At 51.0% G+C, this 23,195-nt stretch carries 21 protein-coding genes; 15 read left to right on the forward strand and 6 right to left on the reverse strand.

Annotated elements, in window-relative coordinates; all coding sequences use genetic code 11:
• The first annotated feature begins 6 nt into the window (after positions 1-6).
• From atpG to ACH50O_RS19415, 8 genes are all read left to right on the forward strand, one after another.
• Entirely contained in the window at positions 7-870 is an 864-nt protein-coding gene (gene atpG / locus ACH50O_RS19380; RefSeq protein ID WP_446809389.1) for a F0F1 ATP synthase subunit gamma, read from the forward strand.
• A gap of 44 nt (positions 871-914) precedes the next feature.
• Positions 915-2,288 carry a F0F1 ATP synthase subunit beta gene (gene atpD, locus ACH50O_RS19385; protein WP_446809390.1) on the forward strand — a complete coding sequence of 458 codons (1,374 nt, stop codon included), beginning with the start codon at positions 915-917 and terminating at the stop codon, positions 2,286-2,288.
• A gap of 24 nt (positions 2,289-2,312) precedes the next feature.
• On the forward strand, positions 2,313-2,735 hold the full coding sequence (locus ACH50O_RS19390) for a F0F1 ATP synthase subunit epsilon (protein ID WP_446809391.1): 423 nt from the start codon (positions 2,313-2,315) through the stop codon (positions 2,733-2,735).
• A 73-nt stretch (positions 2,736-2,808) separates the two neighbouring features.
• A complete protein-coding gene (gene glmU, locus ACH50O_RS19395) occupies positions 2,809-4,230 on the forward strand; it encodes a bifunctional UDP-N-acetylglucosamine diphosphorylase/glucosamine-1-phosphate N-acetyltransferase GlmU (RefSeq protein WP_446809392.1) in 1,422 nt (473 codons plus the stop codon).
• Position 4,231: 1 nt separating this feature from the next.
• Entirely contained in the window at positions 4,232-6,061 is a 1,830-nt protein-coding gene (gene glmS / locus ACH50O_RS19400) for a glutamine--fructose-6-phosphate transaminase (isomerizing) (RefSeq protein ID WP_446809393.1), read from the forward strand.
• Positions 6,062-6,405: 344 nt separating this feature from the next.
• Entirely contained in the window at positions 6,406-7,443 is a 1,038-nt protein-coding gene (locus ACH50O_RS19405) for a nucleoid-associated protein (RefSeq protein WP_446809394.1), read from the forward strand.
• On the forward strand, positions 7,424-8,557 hold the full coding sequence (locus ACH50O_RS19410; protein WP_446809395.1) for a hypothetical protein: 1,134 nt from the start codon (positions 7,424-7,426) through the stop codon (positions 8,555-8,557). Before ACH50O_RS19405 ends, ACH50O_RS19410 begins: the two co-directional genes overlap by 20 nt.
• A 369-nt stretch (positions 8,558-8,926) precedes the next feature.
• Positions 8,927-9,397 (forward strand): hypothetical protein, encoded by a 471-nt coding sequence (locus ACH50O_RS19415; protein ID WP_446809396.1) that lies wholly within the window; start codon positions 8,927-8,929, stop codon positions 9,395-9,397.
• A gap of 512 nt (positions 9,398-9,909) precedes the next feature.
• Here ACH50O_RS19415 and ACH50O_RS19420 read toward each other — a convergent pair.
• Positions 9,910-10,221 (reverse strand): ArsR/SmtB family transcription factor, encoded by a 312-nt coding sequence (locus tag ACH50O_RS19420; RefSeq protein ID WP_446809397.1) that lies wholly within the window; start codon positions 10,219-10,221, stop codon positions 9,910-9,912.
• A 118-nt stretch (positions 10,222-10,339) separates the two neighbouring features.
• On the opposite strand from ACH50O_RS19420, the gene ACH50O_RS19425 reads away from it, so the two are divergent.
• On the forward strand, positions 10,340-11,092 hold the full coding sequence (locus ACH50O_RS19425) for an SDR family NAD(P)-dependent oxidoreductase (protein ID WP_446809398.1): 753 nt from the start codon (positions 10,340-10,342) through the stop codon (positions 11,090-11,092).
• Positions 11,093-11,959: 867 nt separating this feature from the next.
• Here the strand turns inward: ACH50O_RS19425 and guaA are convergent.
• The 5 genes from guaA to ACH50O_RS19450 form a co-directional block, all read right to left on the reverse strand.
• A complete protein-coding gene (gene guaA / locus ACH50O_RS19430) occupies positions 11,960-13,546 on the reverse strand; it encodes a glutamine-hydrolyzing GMP synthase (RefSeq protein ID WP_446809399.1) in 1,587 nt (528 codons plus the stop codon).
• Positions 13,547-13,619: 73 nt separating this feature from the next.
• The gene (locus ACH50O_RS19435; RefSeq protein ID WP_446809400.1) at positions 13,620-14,516 is read right to left on the reverse strand and encodes a class I SAM-dependent methyltransferase; all 897 of its coding nucleotides are present in this window, start codon (positions 14,514-14,516) and stop codon (positions 13,620-13,622) included.
• A gap of 144 nt (positions 14,517-14,660) precedes the next feature.
• Positions 14,661-16,127, reverse strand: coding sequence for an IMP dehydrogenase (gene guaB, locus ACH50O_RS19440; RefSeq protein ID WP_446809401.1), 1,467 nt, complete (start codon positions 16,125-16,127; stop codon positions 14,661-14,663).
• Between the two features lie 95 nt (positions 16,128-16,222).
• Positions 16,223-16,690 (reverse strand): hypothetical protein, encoded by a 468-nt coding sequence (locus tag ACH50O_RS19445; RefSeq protein ID WP_446809402.1) that lies wholly within the window; start codon positions 16,688-16,690, stop codon positions 16,223-16,225.
• 9 nt (positions 16,691-16,699) lie between these two features.
• Positions 16,700-17,290: a lysostaphin resistance A-like protein gene (locus ACH50O_RS19450; protein WP_446809403.1), complete on the reverse strand. Its 591-nt coding sequence runs from the start codon at positions 17,288-17,290 to the stop codon at positions 16,700-16,702.
• Between the two features lie 89 nt (positions 17,291-17,379).
• On the opposite strand from ACH50O_RS19450, the gene ACH50O_RS19455 reads away from it, so the two are divergent.
• The 6 genes from ACH50O_RS19455 to ACH50O_RS19480 all read left to right on the forward strand — a co-directional run bounded on the left by ACH50O_RS19455 (position 17,380) and on the right by ACH50O_RS19480 (position 23,121).
• On the forward strand, positions 17,380-17,652 hold the full coding sequence (locus ACH50O_RS19455; RefSeq protein WP_446809404.1) for a YcgL domain-containing protein: 273 nt from the start codon (positions 17,380-17,382) through the stop codon (positions 17,650-17,652).
• A gap of 110 nt (positions 17,653-17,762) precedes the next feature.
• The gene (locus ACH50O_RS19460) at positions 17,763-18,782 is read left to right on the forward strand and encodes a DUF2333 family protein (protein WP_446809405.1); all 1,020 of its coding nucleotides are present in this window, start codon (positions 17,763-17,765) and stop codon (positions 18,780-18,782) included.
• A 7-nt stretch (positions 18,783-18,789) separates the two neighbouring features.
• Positions 18,790-19,092 carry a DUF4389 domain-containing protein gene (locus ACH50O_RS19465; RefSeq protein WP_446809406.1) on the forward strand — a complete coding sequence of 101 codons (303 nt, stop codon included), beginning with the start codon at positions 18,790-18,792 and terminating at the stop codon, positions 19,090-19,092.
• A 6-nt stretch (positions 19,093-19,098) separates the two neighbouring features.
• Positions 19,099-20,190 (forward strand): DNA polymerase IV, encoded by a 1,092-nt coding sequence (gene dinB / locus ACH50O_RS19470; protein WP_446809407.1) that lies wholly within the window; start codon positions 19,099-19,101, stop codon positions 20,188-20,190.
• A 130-nt stretch (positions 20,191-20,320) separates the two neighbouring features.
• Positions 20,321-21,706 (forward strand): GtrA family protein, encoded by a 1,386-nt coding sequence (locus tag ACH50O_RS19475; protein WP_446809408.1) that lies wholly within the window; start codon positions 20,321-20,323, stop codon positions 21,704-21,706.
• On the forward strand, positions 21,706-23,121 hold the full coding sequence (locus tag ACH50O_RS19480; RefSeq protein WP_446809409.1) for a hypothetical protein: 1,416 nt from the start codon (positions 21,706-21,708) through the stop codon (positions 23,119-23,121). Before ACH50O_RS19475 ends, ACH50O_RS19480 begins: the two co-directional genes overlap by 1 nt.
• The last annotated feature ends 74 nt before the right edge of the window (positions 23,122-23,195 follow it).

The following is a 23,195-nucleotide window of genomic DNA, read 5'->3' on the forward strand; positions in this document are numbered from 1 at the left end:
CCGCACATGGCTGTTGGCAAAGAGATACGTAGCAAAATCGCGAGTATTAAAAATACTCAGAAGATTACTCGCGCCATGGAAATGGTGGCGGCGAGCAAGATGCGTAAAACCAAAGACAGAATGCAGGCCACTAGGCCTTACGCGAAGAAGATAGGCCAGATCATCAAACATCTGGCTTATGCCAATCCCGAATACAAGCATCCTTTTTTGATTGAACGCGAAGTCAAGCGCGTCGGTATTATCGTAGTGAGTTCGGACAGAGGCTTGTGCGGTGGTTTGAATGCCAATTTGTTCAGAAAAGTTTTGGGTGAAATGCAGCAATGGCAAAGCCAGCAGATCGCCGTGGATGTCTGCACCATCGGCAGTAAGGCGGCTGGGTTTTTCAGCATGATTAATGCAAATCTGATTGGCCAAGTCTCCAAATTAGGCGATACGCCACATCAAAGCGATATTATCGGCACCATCAAAGTGATGTTGGATGCTTTCACTGTCGGCGAGATCGATCAGTTGTTTCTGATCAGTAACGACTTCGTAAACACCATGACCCAAAAGCCGGTCGTGCAAAAATTGTTGCCGGTTGCGGTGGGCGATTTAGGCGAAGAGTCGAAAAGCCGTTGGGATTACCTATACGAACCCAATGCCAAAGAGGTATTGGATAGCTTATTGATCCGCTACGTAGAATCGGCGGTTTTCCAGGGGTTGGTGGAAAACAACGCTTGCGAGCAGGCAGCCAGAATGGTGGCGATGAAAAGCGCATCCGATAACGCCGGTAACATCATTAAAGAATTGCAGCTGGTTTACAACAAAGCCAGACAGGCGGCGATTACTCAAGAAATTTCCGAGATCGTTGCTGGCGCCGCTGCTGTTTAAGGCATCAAAACAAGTTTAGATAGATTTTAAAAGAGGACGACATAATGAGTTTGGGTAAAATCGTTCAGATCATCGGTGCGGTCGTAGACGTGGAGTTTCCACGGGACAATCTGCCGAGAGTATATGATGCGTTGAATGTTAAGGGCGGTCTGGTTTTGGAAGTTCAGCAGCAATTGGGTGACGGCGTAGTCCGGACGATTGCGATGGGTTCCACAGACGGCTTGAGCCGCGGCATAGAAGTCAGCAACACCGGCGAAGCGATCAAGGTACCGGTCGGCCAGGCGACACTGGGACGCATCATGAACGTCCTCGGCGAAGCCATCGACGAAAAAGGTCCTATCGGCGAAAAGGAGAAGTGGACTATCCACCGTGACGCACCCTCTTACGACGAGCAAGCGCCGGCCAACGAGTTGTTGGAAACCGGTATCAAAGTTATCGACTTGGTTTGCCCGTTTGCAAAGGGCGGTAAAGTCGGTCTGTTCGGTGGTGCCGGCGTAGGCAAGACTGTTAACATGATGGAGCTGATCCGTAACATCGCGATCGAGCACAGCGGTTTCTCGGTATTTGCCGGTGTAGGCGAGCGGACTCGTGAAGGTAACGACTTCTACCACGAGATGACCGACTCCAACGTTATCGACAAAGTATCGCTGGTTTACGGTCAAATGAACGAGCCACCGGGCAACCGTTTGCGCGTAGCTTTGACCGGTTTGACTATGGCGGAGTTTTTCCGCGACGAAGGCCGCGACGTACTGTTCTTCGTTGACAACATTTACCGTTACACCCTCGCGGGTACTGAAGTTTCGGCGCTCTTGGGCCGCATGCCTTCCGCTGTAGGTTACCAACCTACACTGGCTGAAGAGATGGGTGTATTGCAGGAACGGATTACCTCGACCAAGACCGGTTCTATCACTTCTATCCAAGCGGTATACGTACCCGCGGACGACTTGACCGACCCGTCGCCCGCTACAACCTTCGCTCACTTGGACGCGACTGTAGTATTGTCGCGGCAGATTGCCGAGTTGGGTATTTACCCTGCTATCGATCCTCTGGATTCCAGCAGCCGTCAGCTTGATCCCTTGGTTATCGGTCAGGAACATTACGACGTAGCCCGTGCGGTACAAGGCATTTTGCAGCGCTACAAAGAACTGCGCGATATTATCGCCATCTTAGGTATGGACGAGTTATCGGAAGACGATAAACTGACCGTTTCCAGAGCGCGTAAAATCCAACGTTTCTTGTCTCAACCGTTCTTCGTTGCCGAAGTCTTTACCGGTTCACCGGGTAAATACGTATCCTTGAAAGATACCATTGCCGGCTTCAAAGGCATTATCAGCGGCGAATACGACAGTCTTCCCGAGCAAGCTTTCTACATGGTCGGCACAATCGACGAAGCCATTGAAAAAGCCAAAGGCATGTAAACCACCTCATAGGAGAGTTTTGACATGGCAATGACAATTCATGTGGACATCGTCAGTGCGGAGCAGGAAATCTTTTCGGGCTTGGCTGAAATGGTCTTCGCGCCGGCCGAAATGGGCGACGTGGGTATCGCCCCGCGCCATGCGCCGTTAATCACCAAGCTTAAACCCGGCGAAGTGCGGGTTAAGCTGAGCGATAAAGAGTTTCAGGCATATTATGTGTCCGGCGGTTTTTTGGAAGTTCAGCCGCATTTAGTAACCGTTTTGGCGGATACCGCGATCAGAGCGAAAGACATCGACGAAGCGGCAGCCTTGCAAGCCAAAGCCAGAGCTGAAGAAATGTTGAGCGATAAATCGGGTAAATACGATTACGCGATCGCGCAAGCCGAATTGGCACAAGCAGTAAACCAGTTGAGAACCTTGGAAAGATTAAGAAAACGTGGTGCGTAAACCATTTATTGCGTAAAAATATAAGCCCGATGACGTTGTCGTTATCGGGCTTTTTTTGTTTTAAGGAATAGCAATGTCGATTAAAACCATCATCTTGGCAGCCGGCCAAGGCACCAGAATGCGTTCATCGCGGCCCAAAGTACTGCATGAAATCGCTAATAAAGCATTATTGCAGCATGTCTATGAAACCAGTCTGGCGCTGGAAAACAATCAGATTTTTATCATCTATGGTCACGGCGGCGAAACGGTCAAACAAACCCTAAGCAGTTTGAACGCCACCTGGATCGAGCAAAAACAGCAACTAGGAACCGGACACGCAGTGCAGCAAGCGATCCACCATGTGGACGATCCGGATACTGTCCTGATTCTGTATGGCGATGTCCCGCTATTAAAAGCCAAAACCATCCAAACCTTATTGCACAAGGTCAGCTTGACGTCTTTGGCTTTGCTTACCGTCAACCTGGATGATCCAACCGGCTACGGCCGCATTGTCCGCGACAAAGATCATGCTGTTGTCAAAATTGTCGAACAAAAAGACGCCAACGAAGCGGAATTGCAAATCAGCGAAGGCAACACCGGCATCCTGGCCTGCAAAGGCAGCCAGTTGAAGCAATGGTTGTCCAGGCTGAGCAATAACAACGCCCAAAACGAATATTACTTAACCGATATTATCGAAATGGCCGTGGAAGATGGGCTTAGCGTCGAAACCACTCAAGCCGGTAGCCAGGATGAAGTATTGGGCGTGAATAATCGCAGCCAATTGGCGCATCTGGAGCGAGTTTATCAACTGGAGCAAGCACAGGCATTGATGGAAAAAGGTGTCACGCTACGCGATCCGGCACGGGTAGATGTGCGGGGCAGTTTTGCCGAACTGGGCCAGGATATCGATGTTGACATCAACGTGATTTTCGAGGGCAAAAATAGCATAGGCTCCAACGTCAAAATTGGTCCGAATTGCCTGATTAAAAACGCCAGCATCGCGAATGATGTCGAAATCCTCGCGAATAGCGTAATCGAAGATGCGACGGTTGGAGCCGGCAGCCGCATAGGTCCGTTCGCCCGTCTACGTCCGCAAACCGAACTGGCCGACCATGTACATATCGGCAATTTCGTGGAAATCAAGAAATCCACCGTCGCCACCGGCAGCAAAATTAATCATTTAAGCTATATTGGCGATAGCGAAGTGGGTAGCAAAGTCAATATCGGCGCCGGCACCATTACCTGCAATTACGACGGTGTGAATAAATTTAAAACCGTTATCGAAGATGGTGCCTTCATCGGATCGGATACCCAATTGGTGGCGCCGGTGACGGTGGGTAAAAATGCTACGATTGGTGCCGGATCGACCATTACCCGAGATACGCCGGAAAATCAGTTAACCCTTAGCCGGACCAAACAGCTTAGCGTGCCGACCTGGCAGCGCCCAGTTAAACTGGCGGAGATTGTTCCCGACAATTCTCCGCACTCCTTACCTCCTTGTAAGTCGGAGAAATAATATGTGTGGGATTGTCGCGGGAGTTGCACAGCGTAATGTTGTGCCGATTTTGCTGGAAGGCCTGAAGCGCCTGGAATATCGCGGCTACGATTCGGCCGGTTTGGCCGTGGTCAGTCAAGGCGAAATATTCCGTAAACGTGAGCTAGGCAAAGTCAAAGGCCTGGAAGCCTTGATCGCCGCCGATCCTATCGAAGGCCATATCGGTATCGCTCACACCCGCTGGGCCACCCACGGCAAACCCAGCACCCGCAATGCCCACCCTCATGTCAGCCGCGACAAAGTGGCGGTGGTGCATAACGGTATTATCGAAAACCATGATCATCTGCGTACCGCCTTGCAACAGAACGGTTTCGAATTTACCTCCGAAACCGATACCGAAGTCATCGTGCACAAAATTGCCGAAGATCTGCAAACCGCCGACAGCCTGTTAAACGCGGTAAAAGCCACCGTCGCCACCTTGAAGGGCGCCTACGCGCTGGGCGTGGTCTACATCGACTGCCCCGATACCTTAATCGCCTGCCGTAAAGGCAGCCCTTTGGTGATTGGCGTCGGTATCGGCGAATATTTCATTGCATCGGACATCGCCGCCCTCTTACCGGTCACCCAGCGCTTCATTTTCCTGGAAGACGGCGACATTGCCGAACTGAAAATTGACAGCCTGGTGATCTACGACGAGAACGACCACCGCGTCGAGCGCCCTATCGTCGAAAGCCAACTAAAAGCCGATTCCGTAGACAAGGGCAAATACCGCCACTACATGCTCAAGGAAATTTACGAGCAAGCCTGGGCGGTGTCCGAAACCCTGGAAGGCCGGTTCATCGACAACCGTTTGCAGGACAATGCGTTCGGCCACAATGCGGCCGAAGTATTCGACCAAATCAAATCGGTGCAAATTCTGGCCTGCGGCACCAGTTACCATGCCGGCTTGGTGGCACGCTACTGGTTTGAAAAACTGGCTCGGGTGCCGTGCGCCATCGAAGTGGCCAGCGAGTTCCGATACCGCAATCCGGTGATTTCCCCGGACACCTTGGTCGTCACCATTTCCCAGTCCGGCGAAACCGCCGATACATTGGCGGCGCTACTGGAAGCCAAACGCTTGGGTGTCAAACATTCGCTGGTGATATGCAACGCCCCTGAAAGTTCGCTGGTGCGCGAATCCGATCTGGTCATGATGACCCGCGCCGGCCCGGAAATCGGTGTGGCTTCGACCAAAGCTTTCACCACCCAGTTGGTAGCCTTGCTGATGTTGATCGTCGCCGTCGGCCGCCGTTTTGCGTTGACCAAGGAAACGGAAGAGAAAATCGTCTCCGAGTTGTTCAGCCTGCCCGGCAACATCGAAAAAGTGTTGAAACTGGATAACGCCATCGAATTGCTGTCCCAGCGCTTTGCCGACAAACACAACGCCCTATTCCTGGGTCGCGGCACCCATTACCCGATCGCGATGGAAGGCGCTTTGAAGCTGAAGGAGATTTCCTACATCCACGCCGAAGCCTACCCAGCCGGCGAACTGAAACACGGCCCGCTGGCTTTGATCGACGCGGAAATGCCGGTCGTGACCGTGGCGCCGAACAACAACCTGCTGGAAAAACTGAAATCCAATATCCAGGAAGTCAGCGCCCGTGGCGGCCAGTTGATCGTATTCATGGATGAAGAACTGGCGGAAAGCAGCGACGAAAACGTGCAAATCGTCAAAATGCCGAGCGTCGCCAACATCATCTCGCCCATCGTCTACACCATCCCGCTGCAACTGCTGTCCTACCACGTCGCCGTGCTGAAAGGCACCGACGTCGATCAGCCGCGCAATTTAGCCAAGTCGGTGACGGTGGAATAGCGGAGGATTTGACGGAAAGGTTTCCGTGCTTGTTCGGTTTGCATTTAAGGGTTTGTCGGGGTAAGTCTCGGCAAACCCTTTTTGTTGATTACAATCTACTCGTTGTATTTGGAATTACGCGATGATTGGGATGACGGATCGGTCCCAAGCGGAAATTGTTGTATGTAATCTTGAATGCCAATTTGAAATTTAAATCGGCCATTCGAATATGAAGGTTGAAGGTGGATAAGCGAAACGTCATCTACCATGGAAACAAGAGTTTTAAATAGGTGGATGGCGCTGAGCTCCATCCTACGGCCCTAGGCCATGCCCAATGGCGGATAACCATCGAAAAGGAAAAGAACATGCAAATTCAAAAAGCGATCCTGCATCGTATCATCAAGGAACGAAATACCAGCGGCGCCAGTTCAACGAGCACTAAAAAACGTGAAGCCTGTTTAAAGATCAATGATCACCTGGAGCGCACAATCGAAGAGATTCTAAAAATTTATACGCGTTCTACCAACGGTTATGGAACATTCAATCCAAACCAAACCGTTCATAGATTCCCCGTGTTCTTACAAGACCATGTTGCGGAACAGATTAATTTCATTGACTTCACCAGAGAATCTACTGAGTTGATCGCGGCAAAAATGAGCGATGAAGCTTTCGCTACCGGCGGATACGTGCTCTTCCTACGCTACGCCAATCTAGGCCGAGAATGGATGCTGGTGGCCATGCTCAAGCTCAAGCCCGGTACTGGCGTAAACGAAGAAACATTGGAACTGAGCGAGACCTTAAGTTTCGACATCGAGCATTTGCACGAAGCGGCTCGAGTAGACCTGCAAAAATGGCGAGACGACACGCAGCCCTATTTGCCTTTCATCAAAAAGCGCCAAAGTGGGGATCAAGTCTCTCGATACTTTCGCGAAGCGCTGGGTTGCACCGAGTATACGGATTCCAAACATCATACGGGGCAAACACTCGACGCATTTGAGGACTACTGCGAAACTAATGCGTGGCCCCCCGAGCAAAGGCACGAGGGGCGTCGAAGAGTCTATGAATACTATGAAGCGAAAAACAAAGCTGACGAACCAGTTAATCTGACGGCATTATCAGCCATTATCGACGACCAAAATCCTGTAGCGTTCTCCGATTTTGTAAGGGACAATGGCTACGAAATTGACGAAACCTTTAAACCGCACAAGACCACGTATAACCGGTTTAAGCGAATTTCCAAGACATTCGGTTCTGTTAGGGTCAGCTTCGATGTGCAAGATATTTGGGACGGGCGGGTGGATTATGACGAAGACAATACTTGCTTAGTGATTACTAACTTGCCCGATGAATTGATCACTGAAATCAGAAAACATAAACCCGGCGATGTCGATTCTACCGAATGATCCCCTAGAGCTTGCGATTCTGCTGTTTAAAAACACGCAGGATCGCGCAATTGATGATGGTAAATTGCGCGGAAAGTTGTCGGAAGACTTGAATTTCGATACGGTAAAACAAGCACTAGAAAATAAGGAATTCTTACTTAACGCAAATAAAGCAACCCGAACGCTGGAATGGCACCTTCCGCCAAGCTTCTTCCAATCTTTGGAACACTTGCTAGATTCCCCTGCGCGGCGTATTAAATCACCAAAACGTTTTTACTTAGCGGATAGCGACACCCTTTACACCGGTAACGAAACCGATTTACTGCCAAACGCACGGCAATATCTAGCTGCGACGCGGCTTTTCGCGCTGTTGAGTAAAGTCGCCGACCACCACGGCGGCGTAGGCGATTCGAAGACATTGGTATTCTTGCAACAATCCAAAATCGAGATAACGCCTCAGTACAGTTCGACCGAATTAACTGAGCTTAAAAATCTTGCGGCTTTCGAATCCGAGTTTATTGCCAGCCAGGCCCACCAAGAACAAAAAAAGTCGATTATCAAAACGGTACTGTTTGAGCAATTTTCCGGCGCCAATCGTCTGCCCTTCGGCACTGTATTGCAACGTTTCGACGATTTCTTCGAAAAAGTGCAGGCTAGCTATGATCTGTACGTTGCCGAATTCTCTTTCCAAAAAGTCAAAACTGAGATCGAGAAAGAAAAACTGGATGCCATGATCAAACTGAACAAGGTTTTTTCGGACGTGCAAAGCCAGCTCTTGACCGTGCCGGTTGCCTTGGTATTGGTTGGCGGTCAGCTTGAAGATAAAGGTGCTTGGAGCAACAAAAATTTACTCATTTGGCTAGGCGCGCTGGTGTTTGCGGTTCTGATGGATTTGCTGATACGTAACCAAAGACATACGTTGACAGCGGTTAAACAAGAGATTGATCAACAACGTCAACAATTGGAGAAAAAATATAATTCGGTTGCCAATCGATTCTTAGGCAGTTATAGCGAAATTGACCATCGTTATATACATCAACGCAGATTAATATGGGTTATCGATTTTTTAGTGGCGATGTCGCTTGGGGCAACAACGTATATGTTTATTTGGTTTTCTGGCTCTTTACGTTTTTAGGACCGTAGGATTTGCTGAACAGCGTGAAGCGCATCGTTTACGATTGCTGCGGTTCGTAAACTCGCCGCACGCTACGTCTGCTTTCGGCTAGGCGTTTGCCGTTGGCACTATTGTATTCGTCCGGCGTTTGGCCGCTTTAAGCCTTTCCTTTCAGGCAACAGCAAGTATGGCCAGGATCAAGACAATCCATAGAATTTGAATCTCAACCCCGGATTCCACTTCACCTAATCCAGATCACGCGTTTTTCCCAAATTAAAACGCCCAGCTCTAACATATAAAATCACTCTTTTTTAGAAAAATAGCCTACGCTTTTTCTCTGCGGACTGGCACAGTCGGTTCGCGTATTCGGCAACTATGTAGGAGATTGAGATGAGTCAGAATTTGTTATCGTTAACTTTCAGCGACACGGCGTTGGCGGAGATCGACGCGGCTTTGAATACCTTGGAAACCCACTTCGCCGGCTTTGCGTCGCTGTCGCCCGACCAGCGTCGTAATATTCTCAAGATGGGCGATAAAACCGAAGCGTTCTGTCGGCAGACCATGCTGCTGGCCGCGCAAAACGCCCAGGCGATTCCGCCCAATCTGAACATGCCCGAGGCGCAAGCCGACATGACCAGCCTCGATCAATTGCGGCCGAGGTTGCATAGGCTGCGGGATTTGCAGGCGCGCGGCGACGATACCGACATGGCGCTGGGCAGCGATATTTACAGCTTTTGCCTGGATGCCTACGCCTCGTTGAAAATTGCCGGCAAAGGCGCGGCGCTGGAAACGCTACGGCAAGCGATGGCGGTGCGCTTCAATCGCGGCGGCAAGAGCAAAGTCGAACAAAGCGCCGGCTAAGCATAACGGTGGGATTTGCAACCGGCCGCGGGGGACGGCCGGCCGTCATGCTAGGCAGCTTAGCTTCAACGCTACCGATGCCAGGCTTTTTGCCCCTGCCGAATACCTTTTAGCCTTAAGCGCCAAGCGTTGCGGCACGCCGGCAAGCCAAAAAGCTTTGGGCGTAAGGTAAATAACTTCAATCGCCAGCCGCGATAAGTTTGCGCGCAAGCTAAAAAGCTATTCGGGCCGGTCAAATCGGTTCAACCCCAAACCTACACCACCTTGCGCGCGGGCCGATAAGCCGCTCGCGCACGGCAAATTGCTTCAATCGCCATCCTACCTAAGCATGCGCGTAAGCAAAGTTGGCTCTCGCCGATAGCAAATTGCTTTAATCGCAAGCCACGATAACTTTGAGCGCAAGGTAAAAAGCTATTCGGGTTAGCCAAATTGGTCCAACCCCAAACCTACACAACCTTGCGTGCAGGCCAACATGCCAATTGCCCCATCTCGAATATATGAGGCGTCAATTATTATTCCGATAAGTCTAGAATCAGCTTTAGCAAGCCGGGAAAGCGGTCATTAATATCCTCCATCCTCAGAACATTTCTGTTCTCAACGCCTTTTTTCTCCGTACGAATTAGTCCGGATTCCCTGAGTATGCGGAAGTGGTGCGACAGCGTCGATTTAGGCATATCCGGGCATGGCATCGCATCGGAGCACGACATGCAGCCGTCGACTTCCTGTAGTTTCTTGATGATGTTGATACGCTGGGGGTCCGACAAGGCGTAAAGGACGCTTGTTAGCGTGATGTCGTTTTTCGAGGGATGAACAAATCGTGCCATGCCTGCACTTTAACAAGCTAATTGACATGATGCAATTGTTCAATTATATTGAACTACGGTAATACGAGTGTACGGCAATATCATCTATCAATTTTTTATCTCATCAAGGAGACTGTTTATGAGCAAACGACTCGAAGGCAAAGTGGCCGTTATAACGGGGGCGTCAAAAGGTATCGGTGCGGGTATCGCTGAGGCATTTGCCGCGGAAGGGGCAAGTGTTGTTGTTAATTACGCATCAAGCAAAGATGGCGCGGATGAGGTTGTCTCCCGTATAGTCGACAAGGGCGGGAAGGCGATTGCGGTTCGCGGAGATGTCTCCAATCAGGCCGATATCACCGGCTTATTTGCGGAAACCAAACGAGTCTACGGAAAATTAGACGTATTAGTGAATAATGCCGGCATATATCGATTTGCAGCATTGGAAGACGCCACCGAAGCGGATTTTCATGAGCTGTTCAACATTAACGTCCTCGGTTTGTTATTGGCAACAAAGGAGGCATTGAAATATTTTGGCGATGCCGGCGGTAATGTCATTAATATCAGTTCGGTCGTGACTAGGCTGTTGCTCCCCAATTCCTCCGTTTATACGGCGACCAAGGGTGCGGTGGATTCAATAACGGGTGTTTTGGCAAAAGAGCTGGGCGCTCGTAAAATTCGAGTAAACTCTATTAATCCGGGGTTAATTGTTACCGAAGGATCGCATTCCGGCGGCTTCACGGAAGGCGATATGAAAGCCTTGGTTGAGGCAACCGCGCCACTTGGACGTATTGGGCATGTTGACGACATTGCGCCTGCCGCCGTTTTTCTGGCTTCCGATGACTCTAAGTATATGACCGGCGAATCTTTGGTCATTTCAGGTGGAATGCGTTAACCATTTTTCGGGTTCCCGCGCGCGGCGTGGGAGCCGGTTGGCAAGATAGAAAAACTCCCCTTCCCCTCTTGTTCAAGGAGTGGAAGGGGAATGCGCGGGTATAGCAAAAGGGCTGTGCGACTGATTGCCAGTCCTATTCCAACACCGCCACAACTTCCACTTTACCCCCAAAACTCTCCAAGTAATTGCCTGCTGCAACTGTGTCTGAAATAAGACAAAAAGCTGAAAGGGAATATAGCTTTTGCAGCTAAGTGTCTGACACTAAAATAGCTTGTGATCTTATCCACAAAAACTGTGGATAACGCTGGGGATAAAAAGTTTTTTCAGGCGCTAAATGCCTAATTTTCAGGGCATTTGCTTAAATTGACTCGATTTTAGCCAGGGCTTTATGCAATTCAAAATCAACAACTTATAACAAAACAAGCATAAGTTAAAGGCTAGATTTGCACCAAAACAGCTCATCAGCAGTGTCAAGTCATTTATTGTGAATAAATAAAATTAATGCCTTGCATTTTTTATTAAGTGGTCTAGCTGTTTTACCCCTAAAACCGTTACGACTGCATTCATCCCATTGTCATTAAATGCCCACCCTTAATCGCCCTATTGTCTATGTCTTTGAGACAAGGATTGCTATTGGGTCGATTGGAATCTGATGGCTGCAAGCTGAGATTTGGAGCTAGGCGGTGTATTGACGGGATAAGCTGCGTCATATTTCGATGCACTTTTTGACGCAGTCTGTTTGCGGCTAACGAGACTGGGTCTTGCCCGGGTTTTACCCGGACAAGATTTCTAACTGAGCGTCTTCGCCGCGTTTGTAGGCGACAGCCTTATCAAAAATAGCAATTTCTGCGTATTAAAAGCAGATAGCTACTCCCACTCTATCGTTGCCGGCGGCTTCCCGGAAATGTCGTAAGTCACGCGGGAGATACCGGGCACTTCATTGATGATCCGTCTTGAGATCAAATCCAGAAAATCATACGGCAAGTGCGCCCAGCGGGCGGTCATAAAGTCTATGGTTTCCACCGCGCGAATGGCGATCACGTAGTCGTATTTGCGGCCATCGCCCATCACGCCCACCGATTTGACTGGCAGGAATACCGCAAATGCCTGGCTGACTTTGTGGTACAGGTCGTGACGATACAGTTCTTCAATGAAAATCGCATCGGCCTGGCGCAGTAAATCGGCGTATTGTTTTTTAACTTCGCCGAGGATGCGCACACCCAGGCCCGGACCGGGAAACGGGTGGCGGTGGATCATATCGGCCGGCAAGCCTAACTCCAGGCCGAGTTTGCGTACTTCGTCCTTGAACAGTTCGCGCAAGGGTTCGACCAGTTTCAACTTCATGTTTTCCGGCAGGCCGCCGACGTTATGATGCGATTTAATCAGATGTGCCTTGCCGCTTTTGGCGCCGGCCGATTCGATGACATCCGGGTAAATGGTGCCTTGCGCCAGCCATTTGGCGTCGGTGAGTTTGCCCGCCTCTTCGTCAAAGATTTCTACGAACAGACCGCCGATGAGTTTGCGTTTTTGTTCGGGGTCGTTAACGCCGGCGAGGGCTGCCATGTAACGGCCTTCGGCATCGACGCGTATCACCTTGATGCCCATATGCTGCGCGAACATAGCCATGACCTGATCGCCTTCGTGCAAACGCAGCAAGCCGGTGTCGACGAATACGCAGGTCAGTTGTTCGCCGATAGCGCGATGCAGTAAAGCCGCTACTACCGATGAATCGACGCCGCCGGACAGGCCCAAAATGACTTGATCGCTGCCGACTTTTTCACGCACGGCAGTGATGCTGTCTTCAATGATATTGTTGGCATTCCACAACGCCTGACACCCGCATATTTCCAACACAAACCGGCTCAATATCCGCCCGCCCTGTTTGGTGTGAGTGACTTCCGGGTGAAACTGCAGCGCGTAGAAGTGTTTGTCTTCGTCGGCGATGCCCGCAATCGGTGCGCCGTCGGAACTGGCGATCAATTTAAACCCGGTCGGCAATTCGACGACGCGGTCGCCGTGACTCATCCACACATCCAATAAGCCGAAACCTTCCGGCGAAGCATGATCTTCGATGTTCAGTAACAATTTGGAATGTCCGCGAGCGCGAATCTGCGCATAGCCGAATTCGCGGTGATCGGACGATTCCACTCTGCCGCCCAACTGCTCAGCCATGGTTTGCATGCCGTAGCAAATGCCCAGTACCGGCACACCCAATTCGAAGACGATTTGCGGCGCGCGCGGCGTGTCGCTGCTGGTCACGGTTTCCGGTCCGCCGGAGAGAATGATGCCTTTGGGCGCGAAGTTTTTGACCTCGTCAGTGCTGCAATCGCAGGAATAGATTTCGCAATACACGCCAATTTCGCGGATACGGCGGGCGATCAATTGCGTGTACTGCGAACCGAAGTCGAGAATCAGGATCTTGTCGGAATGGATGTTGGTCGCGTGGGATGACATGACGGGAAACCTTTCAAAAATGTAGGGTGGGCGAGCATTGCGCACCCACCGGGAAATCTAAATTACGAGCGTACTACAAGCCTCGATACAACTGATCAAGTAGACTTTTATTGTTTTCGAAACCTTTTACGTGCCGATTTTCGAGCAGCGAACGAGTCATACGTTTGATAAATCGTAAATAGGGCGCCGCGCCAAGGTAATGCCGAAAATTGGTATGGCCGCGCACAATCGCGGCAATGCGTTCGGCATTTTCGGGAATTCCCCAACTGACGGCTTGATCGGCGACCGGCTCGGCTTTTTTGAAAAACAGGGTGACGTTGCCGCCGTCTTCGGAAAACAAATGTCTGTCCTCAAGCAAACCGGCTTTTTCGCCCATGCGGCGCAGCGTAGCTAGATTGAAATTGTACAGATGTGCCTCGTGAAACGTGCTGCTTGGCGATTGGCAGGTGGCTTCTATATTGGGCACTTCGACCACTAACACGCCGTCGGTTTTCAACAAACTGTGTAACTTGCCCAACACAAAAAACGGATCTTCGGTGTGTTCCAGCACGTGCCAGATGGTAATCACGTCGAAACTGTTTTCTGCAAACTGCGCATCTTGAATAAAGCCGAACTGCAAATTCAAATCGTACTGCGCGGCCGAATATTGACCATAACCCTTGTTAGGCTCTATGCCGTGCAGGTCGTGTCCCAGCGATTTGATTAAATAAGCAAACTCCCCGCCGCCGGTGCCCACATCCAGCATGGTTTGCGGTTTGTGTAGTAAATGCTTGATTTTTTCATGCCTGGTCAAGGCTACTCGACCGGCGCGCAAGATATGTTTGGCCTTGGGCGCGTAAGTGTTTTTGTATTCCAGCCGATAGTCTTCCTCGTAAAACTGGCGAGGATCGTGCGGAAACGGATCGCTCCACACCAGTCCGCAGTCCTTGCAGATCACGCTACGCAACTCGGCGCCACTGCGGCTGCGCATTGATAACACGGCAACGTGGTTGCCGCCGCAAAGATTGCATGGAGTTGAGGACGTTTCGGACATTGCGTTGAATTTTGGTTGCTTTCGGTAAACAGGTCCGCGCGGAATACACGGACCTGACGAGTAAACGCCGGAGGAGCGGCTTTAGTTCATATGGTAATTCGGCGCTTCCTTGGTAATCGTCACGTCATGAACGTGGCTTTCGCGCATGCCTGCGCTGGTGACGCGTACGAATTGGGCGTTTTCATGCATCGCGGCGATAGTACTGTTGCCGGTGTAACCCATGCTGGAACGAATTCCTCCCAACAGCTGATGCACAATCGCCAGTACGCTGCCTTTATACGGCACCCGCCCTTCGATGCCCTCCGGCACCAATTTTTCCACCTGATCGGTATCTTCCTGAAAATAACGGTCGCTGGAGCCCTGCAGCTGCGACATCGCACCCAATGAGCCCATGCCGCGGTAGGATTTATAAGAGCGGCCCTGGAATAATTCCACTTCGCCAGGCGCTTCCTCGGTGCCGGCAAACAAACCGCCCAACATTACCGCATGCGCGCCGGCCGCCAAGGCTTTGGCCACGTCGCCGGAATAACGGATGCCGCCGTCGGCGATCAAAGGCACACCGCTGCCTTTCAGCGCGTCTGCGACATTGCTGACAGCCGTGATTTGCGGCACGCCGACACCAGCGACGATCCGGGTAGTACAGATAGAGCCGGGGCCGATACCGACTTTGACCCCATCGGCACCGGCTTCAACCAATGCCAATGCGGCGGCGGCGGTAGCAATATTGCCGCCGATGACTTGCACTTGCGGAAAATTTTGTTTTACCCAGCGCACTTTATCCAGGACGCCTTGGGAATGGCCGTGGGCGGTATCGACGATAATCACATCGACCCCGGCCTCTACCAGTGCACCAACTCGTTCTCCGGTATCTGCGCCAGTGCCGACCGCCGCGCCGACTATCAGTCTTTCCTGCTCGTCCTTGCAGGCTTGCGGATTATCCTTGGCTTTTTGAATGTCTTTTACGGTAATCATGCCGCGCAAATGGAAGGCATCGTTGACGACCAGCACTTTCTCGATCCGATGTTTGTGCAGCAAATCGATGACTTCTTTATGTTTGAAGGACTCGTGGACCGTAACCAGTTTGTCCTTCGGCGTCATGATCGAACGAATCGATTCGTCCAGCCGGGTTTCAAAGCGCAGATCGCGGCTGGTCACTATGCCGACCAATTCTTCGCCATCGACCACGGGTACGCCGGAAATATTTTTAGCGCGGGTCAATTCCATGACTTCACGCACCGTGACGTTAGGCGAGACGGTAATCGGATCTTTGATGACGCCGCTTTCGTATTTTTTTACCCGTCTGACTTCCGCTGCCTGCTGCTCGATGGTCATGTTTTTATGGATAATGCCGATGCCGCCTTCCTGGGCGATTGCGATAGCCAAGCGGGCTTCGGTAACGGTATCCATCGCCGCCGATACCAGCGGGATATTCAGCTTAATTTTGCGGGTAAGTTGGGTTTTTAATTCGACTTCGCGCGGGAGTACGCTGGAATGGGCGGGCACCAATAAAACATCGTCAAAGGTGAGAGCTTCTTGAATGATTTGCATAATCACACCGGGTGGCTAATCTTAAATAAGCCAGCCATTGTACAACCTAACCTGCATTCCGAAAAATCGGAAATAGTCAATGGGATTTAGGTCGCCTAGCGATTTTCCGTAGAGAGCGCCGCCGCAATGGCCAAATATTCGTTGGGATTAGGCTTATGCAGGAAAATTCCCAGGCCGCCCATCACGCTGAAAATATATAAAGTGTTGAAGCCGTCGCCAAGAATGAACATAGCCAAACCGGACAAGCTAACCAGCTCGATCAAAAGTTGGGTGACAATAATCGTCGACAAATAGCGCTGCTTAGCGGTTTTCGGTCCCGGCACGGTTTGATTCAAGCGCAACAGAATGTGCCGTAGCAGTTTGGTGAAAGGAAACAATATAATTGCCGCTCCGTAAAGAACGCTTCTGATCAGCTCCCGCCGCGCTTCGTCCAAGCCTATTTGTAATTCGCCGGCCCAGACATGACAAACCAGGTTATAGCCAAGCACGGATACCAGCATGACGGCGCAGATTAGCCAGTGCGGCCGGAGATCGGCGGCTGATGGCTGGGAATGAACGAACATCTATGACTCCTAATGAGAGCGGTTGCGGTAATCCCGGAGGATAACAACAAACGCCACAAAATCATAAACTGTATGAATCACCATGGGCACCAATAAATTGCGTTCGCCGCCGTAATCCAGCATGCTGCCCATATACAAACCCATCAGCATCGCTAATACGGCATACAGCGGCGTGACAGCGTGTACCAAAGCAAACAGCAGATTGCTGCCGAACAGGCCAACATCCGCCCCCCAGCCGTTTTCCAGCCAAGGCTGCAGGAATCCGCGAAACAGGGCCTCTTCGGCAAAGCCGGCGATGAAGGCCAGGATCAGTAAATCGGTCCAATGCCTATACGCCAATCTGGCGCCCAAGGTTTCCAGCAGCAAGTCGCGAATTTTTTTCAGCGGCGGATAGTCCAGCTGCTGCATTGCAAAAAACAACACCACTAGAGGCAAGGTCGCGAGGATGCCGATACCGAACGCAGTCTCCGAAAAGATCAGGCTGGCGAATGGGTCCAGATCCGCGAGCCAGCCCAGCGCCAAGGCCAGCAAAGCCAACGATCCCTCGAAATAACAGGCTATCTTGAAAAAGGCGTCTGTAGCGGCAGGGTGATTTTCCATGGTGTCGGGCGGTATGCGGCAAACTGAGACTGAAAATTCTAAACAAAAACCATTAGAATTGGCAGCGTTAGCGATCAAGGACCACCATCATGCAATGTTTCATCTACAAAAGCCTTAAAAAAGACGAGCTCTACTTATATTTGGACAAAAAAGACGATTTTTCCGCAGTGCCGGAAGCATTGTTCAAGAGTTTGGGACGCTTGGCGTTCGTGATGGAGCTGCAATTAAGTCCGGAACGAAAATTAGCGCGGGAAAACCCGGAAAAAATTATCGCCAGCCTGCAAAGCAAGGGGTTTTTCGTACAGTTACCGCCAACATTAATTAGCCTCATGCCCTCGACACCAGACAAGCGGCTGCACTGAAATCAGCGCACGCCAGATTATCAATCCGTGCTAACATGCCTGTAACAAAAAATCCTTATCATGAAGCACGGTTTTTGCTCAATTTTTAGTCAGACCAGGATATGCAACACATGTCAGATAATCCATTAGCTTACGAGGACGCAAAGTCGAGAGGCATACTTTGGGGATTTGGTTCGCTGGTAGGCGTCGTACTGATCGTCATGCTGGTCTTAGGTGAATGGTGGAGCCGCGAACCCGAGCAATTCAGTGTTCAAGACGAAGCTGTTGAACGAATGAACGTTACCCATACCGACCAAATGCCGATCGGTTACGTCTATGCCAATACGCTGGCCCATATTGCCGATGTGATTTTGTTTAAGCATGGCGGCTATCTATCCAATGACGTAGCGCCTCCCGGCTTGTTTTGCGATAACATTCAAAACTTCGAATACGGCGCGCTGGTGATGTTGCGCGACGCCACTACCGCGCTACGTAACCATTTCGCCCGCGACCAGTCGCAATCGGCCGAAGACCCCGACTTGGCAAAGGCTGAACCGTATTTCTATTACGAGCGGAACTCCTGGGCCTTACCCTCCACCGAATCCGAGTACATCAAAGGCGTAGACGCCTTGCATGCTTACATGGGCCGCTTGCAAAACCCGACATCCGATTCAAAACCGGCACAGTTCCACTCCCGTGCCGATAACTTGTGGCAATACACCGAGGTCGTCATCAAGCGTTTGGGCGGTCTCTCTACCCGGCTTGCGGCCAGTACCGATAAATTTTCCGGTGCCGCCCACGGCGATCCTTCCAATCCGGTGGACATCAACATGCCGACCATCGGCCAAACACCCTGGATGGAAATCGATAACGTATTCTACGAAGCCCGCGGCGCCGCTTGGGCCTTGGTACATATTTTAAAAGCCATCAAGCACGACTTTTCCGATATTTTGCTCGACAAACGGGCGATGAACACATTGGACATTATGATCCAATCCTTGGAAAGTGCCCTGACGCCGACTTTAAGCCCGGTGGTATTGAACGGCGACGGCTTTGGCTTGTTTGCTAACTACTCGCTGGCGATGGCCAACTATATTGCCCGCGCCAACGCGGCGGCGCTGGATTTGCGGGACGTGATGAATAGAGGTTAATGCCGTCATGCAGGAACAAATCAACGACAACCTAAAGAAAATCGAAACCTGGAAACGTATTATTTTCATGCTGATTTTCGCCGCGATAGACAGTTTAGTGAAACTGCTGTTATGGCTGGTCATTTTGTTGCAGGTGGGGTCGGTGCTGTTTACCGGCGAGGCTAATGCCAATATTCTGAATTTCGGCCGTAGCCTGTCGACTTATCATTACCATATTTTGCTGTTTCTGACCTTTAATACCGAGCAACTGCCGTTTCCGTTTTCCGATTGGAACGAAACCGCCAAACTGGAATTGCTCGGCAAGCAGTAAACTTCCATGCAGTCGGCGCCGCGCAAAATCATCCATATCGATATGGATGCATTTTATGCGGCGGTCGAGCAACGCGACCATCCTCAATATCGCAATAAACCCCTGATCGTCGGCGGAAAGCCGGATTCGCGCGGCGTAGTCGCCACCTGCAGTTACGAAGCCCGTCAGTTCGGCGTGCGTTCGGCCATGCCTTCGGCGCACGCGTACCGGCTTTGCCCGCAAGCTATTTTCGTTAAGCCGCGTTTCGACGTGTACCGGGAAGCTTCGGAGATTATCCGCGGCATTTTCGCGCGCTACTGTGAATGTTTCGAACCCTTGTCGCTGGACGAAGCTTATCTCGACGTTAGCGACAGCGAACTTTATCAAGGTTCCGCAACGTTGTTGGCCAAACAGATCAAACGGGAAATACTCAGGCAAACCCAACTGATCGCTTCCGCCGGCATTTCCTACAACAAATTTCTCGCAAAAATTGCTTCCGATCAGGGTAAACCGGATGGTTTGTATTTAATCACACCGGAACAAGGACCCTTATTCGTCGAAAAACTGGCTATCGGCAAATTTCACGGCATCGGTCGCGCGACCGAGCAAAAAATGCACGACCTGGGCGTTGTTACCGGCAAGGATTTAAAGCAAATACCGTTGGCGGAATTGCAGCGGCATTTCGGTAAAGCCGGCCAATATTATTACGATATTGCCCGAGGTATAGACCATCGCCAAATCACTTCCAATCGCGCCCGCAAATCGGTGGGTATCGAGACTACCTTCGATCACGACATTGCCGATCTACCCACCGTACTCGGCTATTTGCAGGACTTATTGCAAAAAGCGCTGCTCAGATTAGCCGAAAAGAAGATGACGGCCTACACCTTGACCGTGAAGATCAAATACCAAAATTTCGTACAAATCACTCGCGGCCGCACGCTGACGGAACCGATCGGAGATAGTCCGACTACTAGACTATTACTGGCGGATTTACTAAAAAATACCGGCATCGGCGCGGCCAAAGTCCGGCTGTTGGGGGTAACCTTATCCAGTCTGGAGAGCGGCGATAACCGCCTGCGGCAATTTAGGCAACTGGATCTGTTCGACCTGCGCTGAATTCGGTTCGCCAGCAGACTAATGTAGATATTTTTATTCGCAACAGTTTAGACCTGTCAGAATAGGCCTGCTTCAAGCTTACCCCTTTCATAATTTCGCCCTTTTACCTGGAATTCATCAATCGCCAAACATGTTCAAACACCTAAAAGTCGCTGTTCTGATTCCCTGCCATAACGAAGAAGTCTCGATTGCGAAAGTGGTAAACGACTTTCGCGCGGCTTTGCCGGATGCGGCTATTTACGTGTTCGATAATAATTCCCGCGATAATACGGTTGGGGAAGCGCTGGCGGCGGGTGCCAGCGTGCGTAGCGAAACGCAGCAGGGTAAAGGCCATGTCGTCCGCCGCATGTTCAGAGATATCGATGCCGATTTTTATCTGATGGTTGACGGCGACGATACCTACGATGCCGGTTTAGCGCCGGAAATGCTCAAATTGGCAATGAGCGGTCCCTACGATCTGATTAATTGCATTCGCCGCGAAATCTGCGATGCCGCTTACCGCGGCGGACATCGTTTCGGAAATCAGCTGCTGACCGGGGTGGTAAGACAAATTTTCGGCAACCGTATCCTGGATATGCTCTCCGGTTACAAAGTGTTTTCCCGGCGATTCGTGAAGTCTTTTCCAGCGTTATCAACCGGCTTTGATATTGAAACCGAGTTGACGGTACATGCACTTGAGTTGTCGATGCCGGCGGCGCATATTGAAGGCGCGTATCGGGGGCGGGCGGAAGGTTCGGAAAGTAAATTACGCACTTACCGCGACGGTTGGCGCATCCTGATGCTGATTATCAGACTGATAAGACATGAACGGCCCATGGTATTTTTTGGAGCCGTGGCCGGATTACTGACAATGGCCGCCGTGTTACTGATCTGGCCGGTGATAGAGACTTATCTGGATACCGGGTTGGTCCCCCGATTTCCAACCGCCTTTCTTGCCATGGGCATTATGCTGTTGGCATCGTTGAGTCTGGTCACCGGCACTGTTTTGGACACCGTGACTCGTGGGCGCAAGGAGTTACGGATGCTGACTTATTTACAATATCCGGCTCCAGCCTATGTATCCGCCGATGACGGAGCCGCATGTTTGCCGGTTTACGGCGACAGTGCCGAGGCAAAAAACCGGGATCTGTTGCAACAAATATGGCGCTTCGGCTTGGTGGGGGTTGTCGGCTATGTCGTCAACGCCGGTTTAGTGGAGTCGCTAGTGCTGAGTATGGGGCCGATCCGGGCGCAAATGCTGGCCTTTCCGGCGGCAGTCACCGTGACGTGGTGGCTTAACCGGCGCTACACCTTCGGCGCCAGCCACCGCAGCATCCATCGCGAATGGTTACGTTACGTGCTGGCTAATACGCTGGGCTGGGCCGCAAATAACGGTGCTTATCTATGGATGATTTTTAGCATTCCCATGGCTTATCAACACCCTTCGTTGGCAGTTGCCGTTGGTTCTGTGGCCGGCATGGTGCTGAATTTTTCGGCTTCGCGCCTCATCGTGTTTAAAAAAATTCCGAATTTCTGATGCCGACAGCTGAAAAAATGGCGATTTTTGCAAAATCGCCGCCAATAGCGGCAGTTTTCAGTCTGGGGTTCTTGGTTCATGTCGGCATCATGTATCCGGGCTTCATGTGTTACGACGCGATCAATCAAATCTTAGAAGCTCGGGAGGGCGTGTTCTCGGATTGGCATCCACCCTTAATGGCTGTTATCTGGCGCTTCGTTGACAACATAGTACCCGGCCCCGCGGGGATGCTGTTTTTACAGCTCAGTTTGGTGTGGCTTGGCGCCTATCTGGTTTTTCACGCGTTTTTTCAGCCCTACGCCTGCCAGGCCGCAGCGCCCTTGCTTTGCGCTTTATTGTTTTTGCCGCCGATGTTTGGCATCAGCGGGGCTATTTTGAAAGACGTGCTGATGTGGGGGGCACTGTTTGCCGCATTCGGCGTTGCCGGACATATAAAAAACAATGCCGCGCAAAGCTCACGGTTCGCGTGGCTTTTATTTGCAGTAACCATTCTGATCTTATGGCTAGCCATCCTGCTAAGACACAATGCTTTTTTCGCGACAATACCGATACTGAGCTTTGCTATATTTCGCTTGTACCCCAAAAATAGTTGGTTCGGGTTAATTCGCGTTACCGTTCCCGGCGCTGCTATTGCGCTGGTCTTATTTTTGGTCACCGGAGTGATCAATAACCGGCTTGCAGATCGTCATACCTATCCCTGGGTCGCTAATGCGGCCTTTGATATTGCCGGCGTTATTAAACGGCTTGACGACAGAGGCCGGCAGCAAGCTCTGTTTGATCAATTAGCTGCCGCCCTCAATTCGACGGGGACCGTCGAGCCTTTATTAAGAGCGTATACCCCGATGTATTGGCGGGAAATTTTCAGGACTAAGCCGCCCACTTTAGAGCTGCCTAAAAATTCGATGGGGTCCCAAATCCATGGCTTTGAAAGTTTATCGGAAACGCAACGGCAAGCGCTGCATACGTTATGGGTGCAAACCATTGTGGCGGAGCCAATGTTGTGGCTGCGCCATCGTTTCGCGGTATCGAAGTACGTGCTGGGCTGGGTGCCGGAAGCAAGTTGGAGCCCTATCATAATGGGTAAAGATTTCGCCACCGATTTAGAGCAGGCATACGGCCAGCACCCGCAGGCAACTAAACTGCAAAATTATATTGAAGCCGAAACGTCCAAGTGGATCGATTGCTGGTTTTTTCAGCCTTGGCCCTATTTTTTAGCGGTAAATTGCCTGTTTTTTGTTGCACTCTTTCGCCGGAATCCCGAAGTGCTTTGCCTGACTTCCAGTGCCATCCTGCATGAGTTCGGCTTGATGCTGGCGGCGCCGTCTCCCGATTTTCGCTATTCTCACTATATGATTTTTTGCACTTTGCTTAGCGTATTGATGCTGGCACGGCCTTGGTTGGCCAAAGCTGATTGAAGTTTATTTATCAGGGGAATTTAGGTTTATCTCGGCTTATTGCGCCGAAGTATCGCTAATCCGCGAGCATGCAA

Source organism: Methylomonas sp. 2BW1-5-20, assembly GCF_052474515.1.

Coding starts and splice junctions, on each gene's coding strand:
- ACH50O_RS19455 (WP_446809404.1), top strand. CDS start 17,380: ATGCAATGTTTCATCTACAAAAGCCTTAAAAAAGACGAGCTCTACTTA.
- guaA (WP_446809399.1), bottom strand. CDS start 13,546: ATGTCATCCCACGCGACCAACATCCATTCCGACAAGATCCTGATTCTC.
- dinB (WP_446809407.1), top strand. CDS start 19,099: ATGCAGTCGGCGCCGCGCAAAATCATCCATATCGATATGGATGCATTT.
- ACH50O_RS19425 (WP_446809398.1), top strand. CDS start 10,340: ATGAGCAAACGACTCGAAGGCAAAGTGGCCGTTATAACGGGGGCGTCA.
- ACH50O_RS19480 (WP_446809409.1), top strand. CDS start 21,706: ATGCCGACAGCTGAAAAAATGGCGATTTTTGCAAAATCGCCGCCAATA.
- ACH50O_RS19390 (WP_446809391.1), top strand. CDS start 2,313: ATGGCAATGACAATTCATGTGGACATCGTCAGTGCGGAGCAGGAAATC.
- glmU (WP_446809392.1), top strand. CDS start 2,809: ATGTCGATTAAAACCATCATCTTGGCAGCCGGCCAAGGCACCAGAATG.
- ACH50O_RS19450 (WP_446809403.1), bottom strand. CDS start 17,290: ATGGAAAATCACCCTGCCGCTACAGACGCCTTTTTCAAGATAGCCTGT.
- ACH50O_RS19465 (WP_446809406.1), top strand. CDS start 18,790: ATGCAGGAACAAATCAACGACAACCTAAAGAAAATCGAAACCTGGAAA.
- ACH50O_RS19420 (WP_446809397.1), bottom strand. CDS start 10,221: ATGGCACGATTTGTTCATCCCTCGAAAAACGACATCACGCTAACAAGC.
- ACH50O_RS19410 (WP_446809395.1), top strand. CDS start 7,424: ATGTCGATTCTACCGAATGATCCCCTAGAGCTTGCGATTCTGCTGTTT.
- ACH50O_RS19415 (WP_446809396.1), top strand. CDS start 8,927: ATGAGTCAGAATTTGTTATCGTTAACTTTCAGCGACACGGCGTTGGCG.
- guaB (WP_446809401.1), bottom strand. CDS start 16,127: ATGCAAATCATTCAAGAAGCTCTCACCTTTGACGATGTTTTATTGGTG.
- atpD (WP_446809390.1), top strand. CDS start 915: ATGAGTTTGGGTAAAATCGTTCAGATCATCGGTGCGGTCGTAGACGTG.
- ACH50O_RS19460 (WP_446809405.1), top strand. CDS start 17,763: ATGTCAGATAATCCATTAGCTTACGAGGACGCAAAGTCGAGAGGCATA.
- ACH50O_RS19405 (WP_446809394.1), top strand. CDS start 6,406: ATGCAAATTCAAAAAGCGATCCTGCATCGTATCATCAAGGAACGAAAT.
- glmS (WP_446809393.1), top strand. CDS start 4,232: ATGTGTGGGATTGTCGCGGGAGTTGCACAGCGTAATGTTGTGCCGATT.
- ACH50O_RS19435 (WP_446809400.1), bottom strand. CDS start 14,516: ATGCGCAGCCGCAGTGGCGCCGAGTTGCGTAGCGTGATCTGCAAGGAC.
- atpG (WP_446809389.1), top strand. CDS start 7: ATGGCTGTTGGCAAAGAGATACGTAGCAAAATCGCGAGTATTAAAAAT.
- ACH50O_RS19445 (WP_446809402.1), bottom strand. CDS start 16,690: ATGTTCGTTCATTCCCAGCCATCAGCCGCCGATCTCCGGCCGCACTGG.
- ACH50O_RS19475 (WP_446809408.1), top strand. CDS start 20,321: ATGTTCAAACACCTAAAAGTCGCTGTTCTGATTCCCTGCCATAACGAA.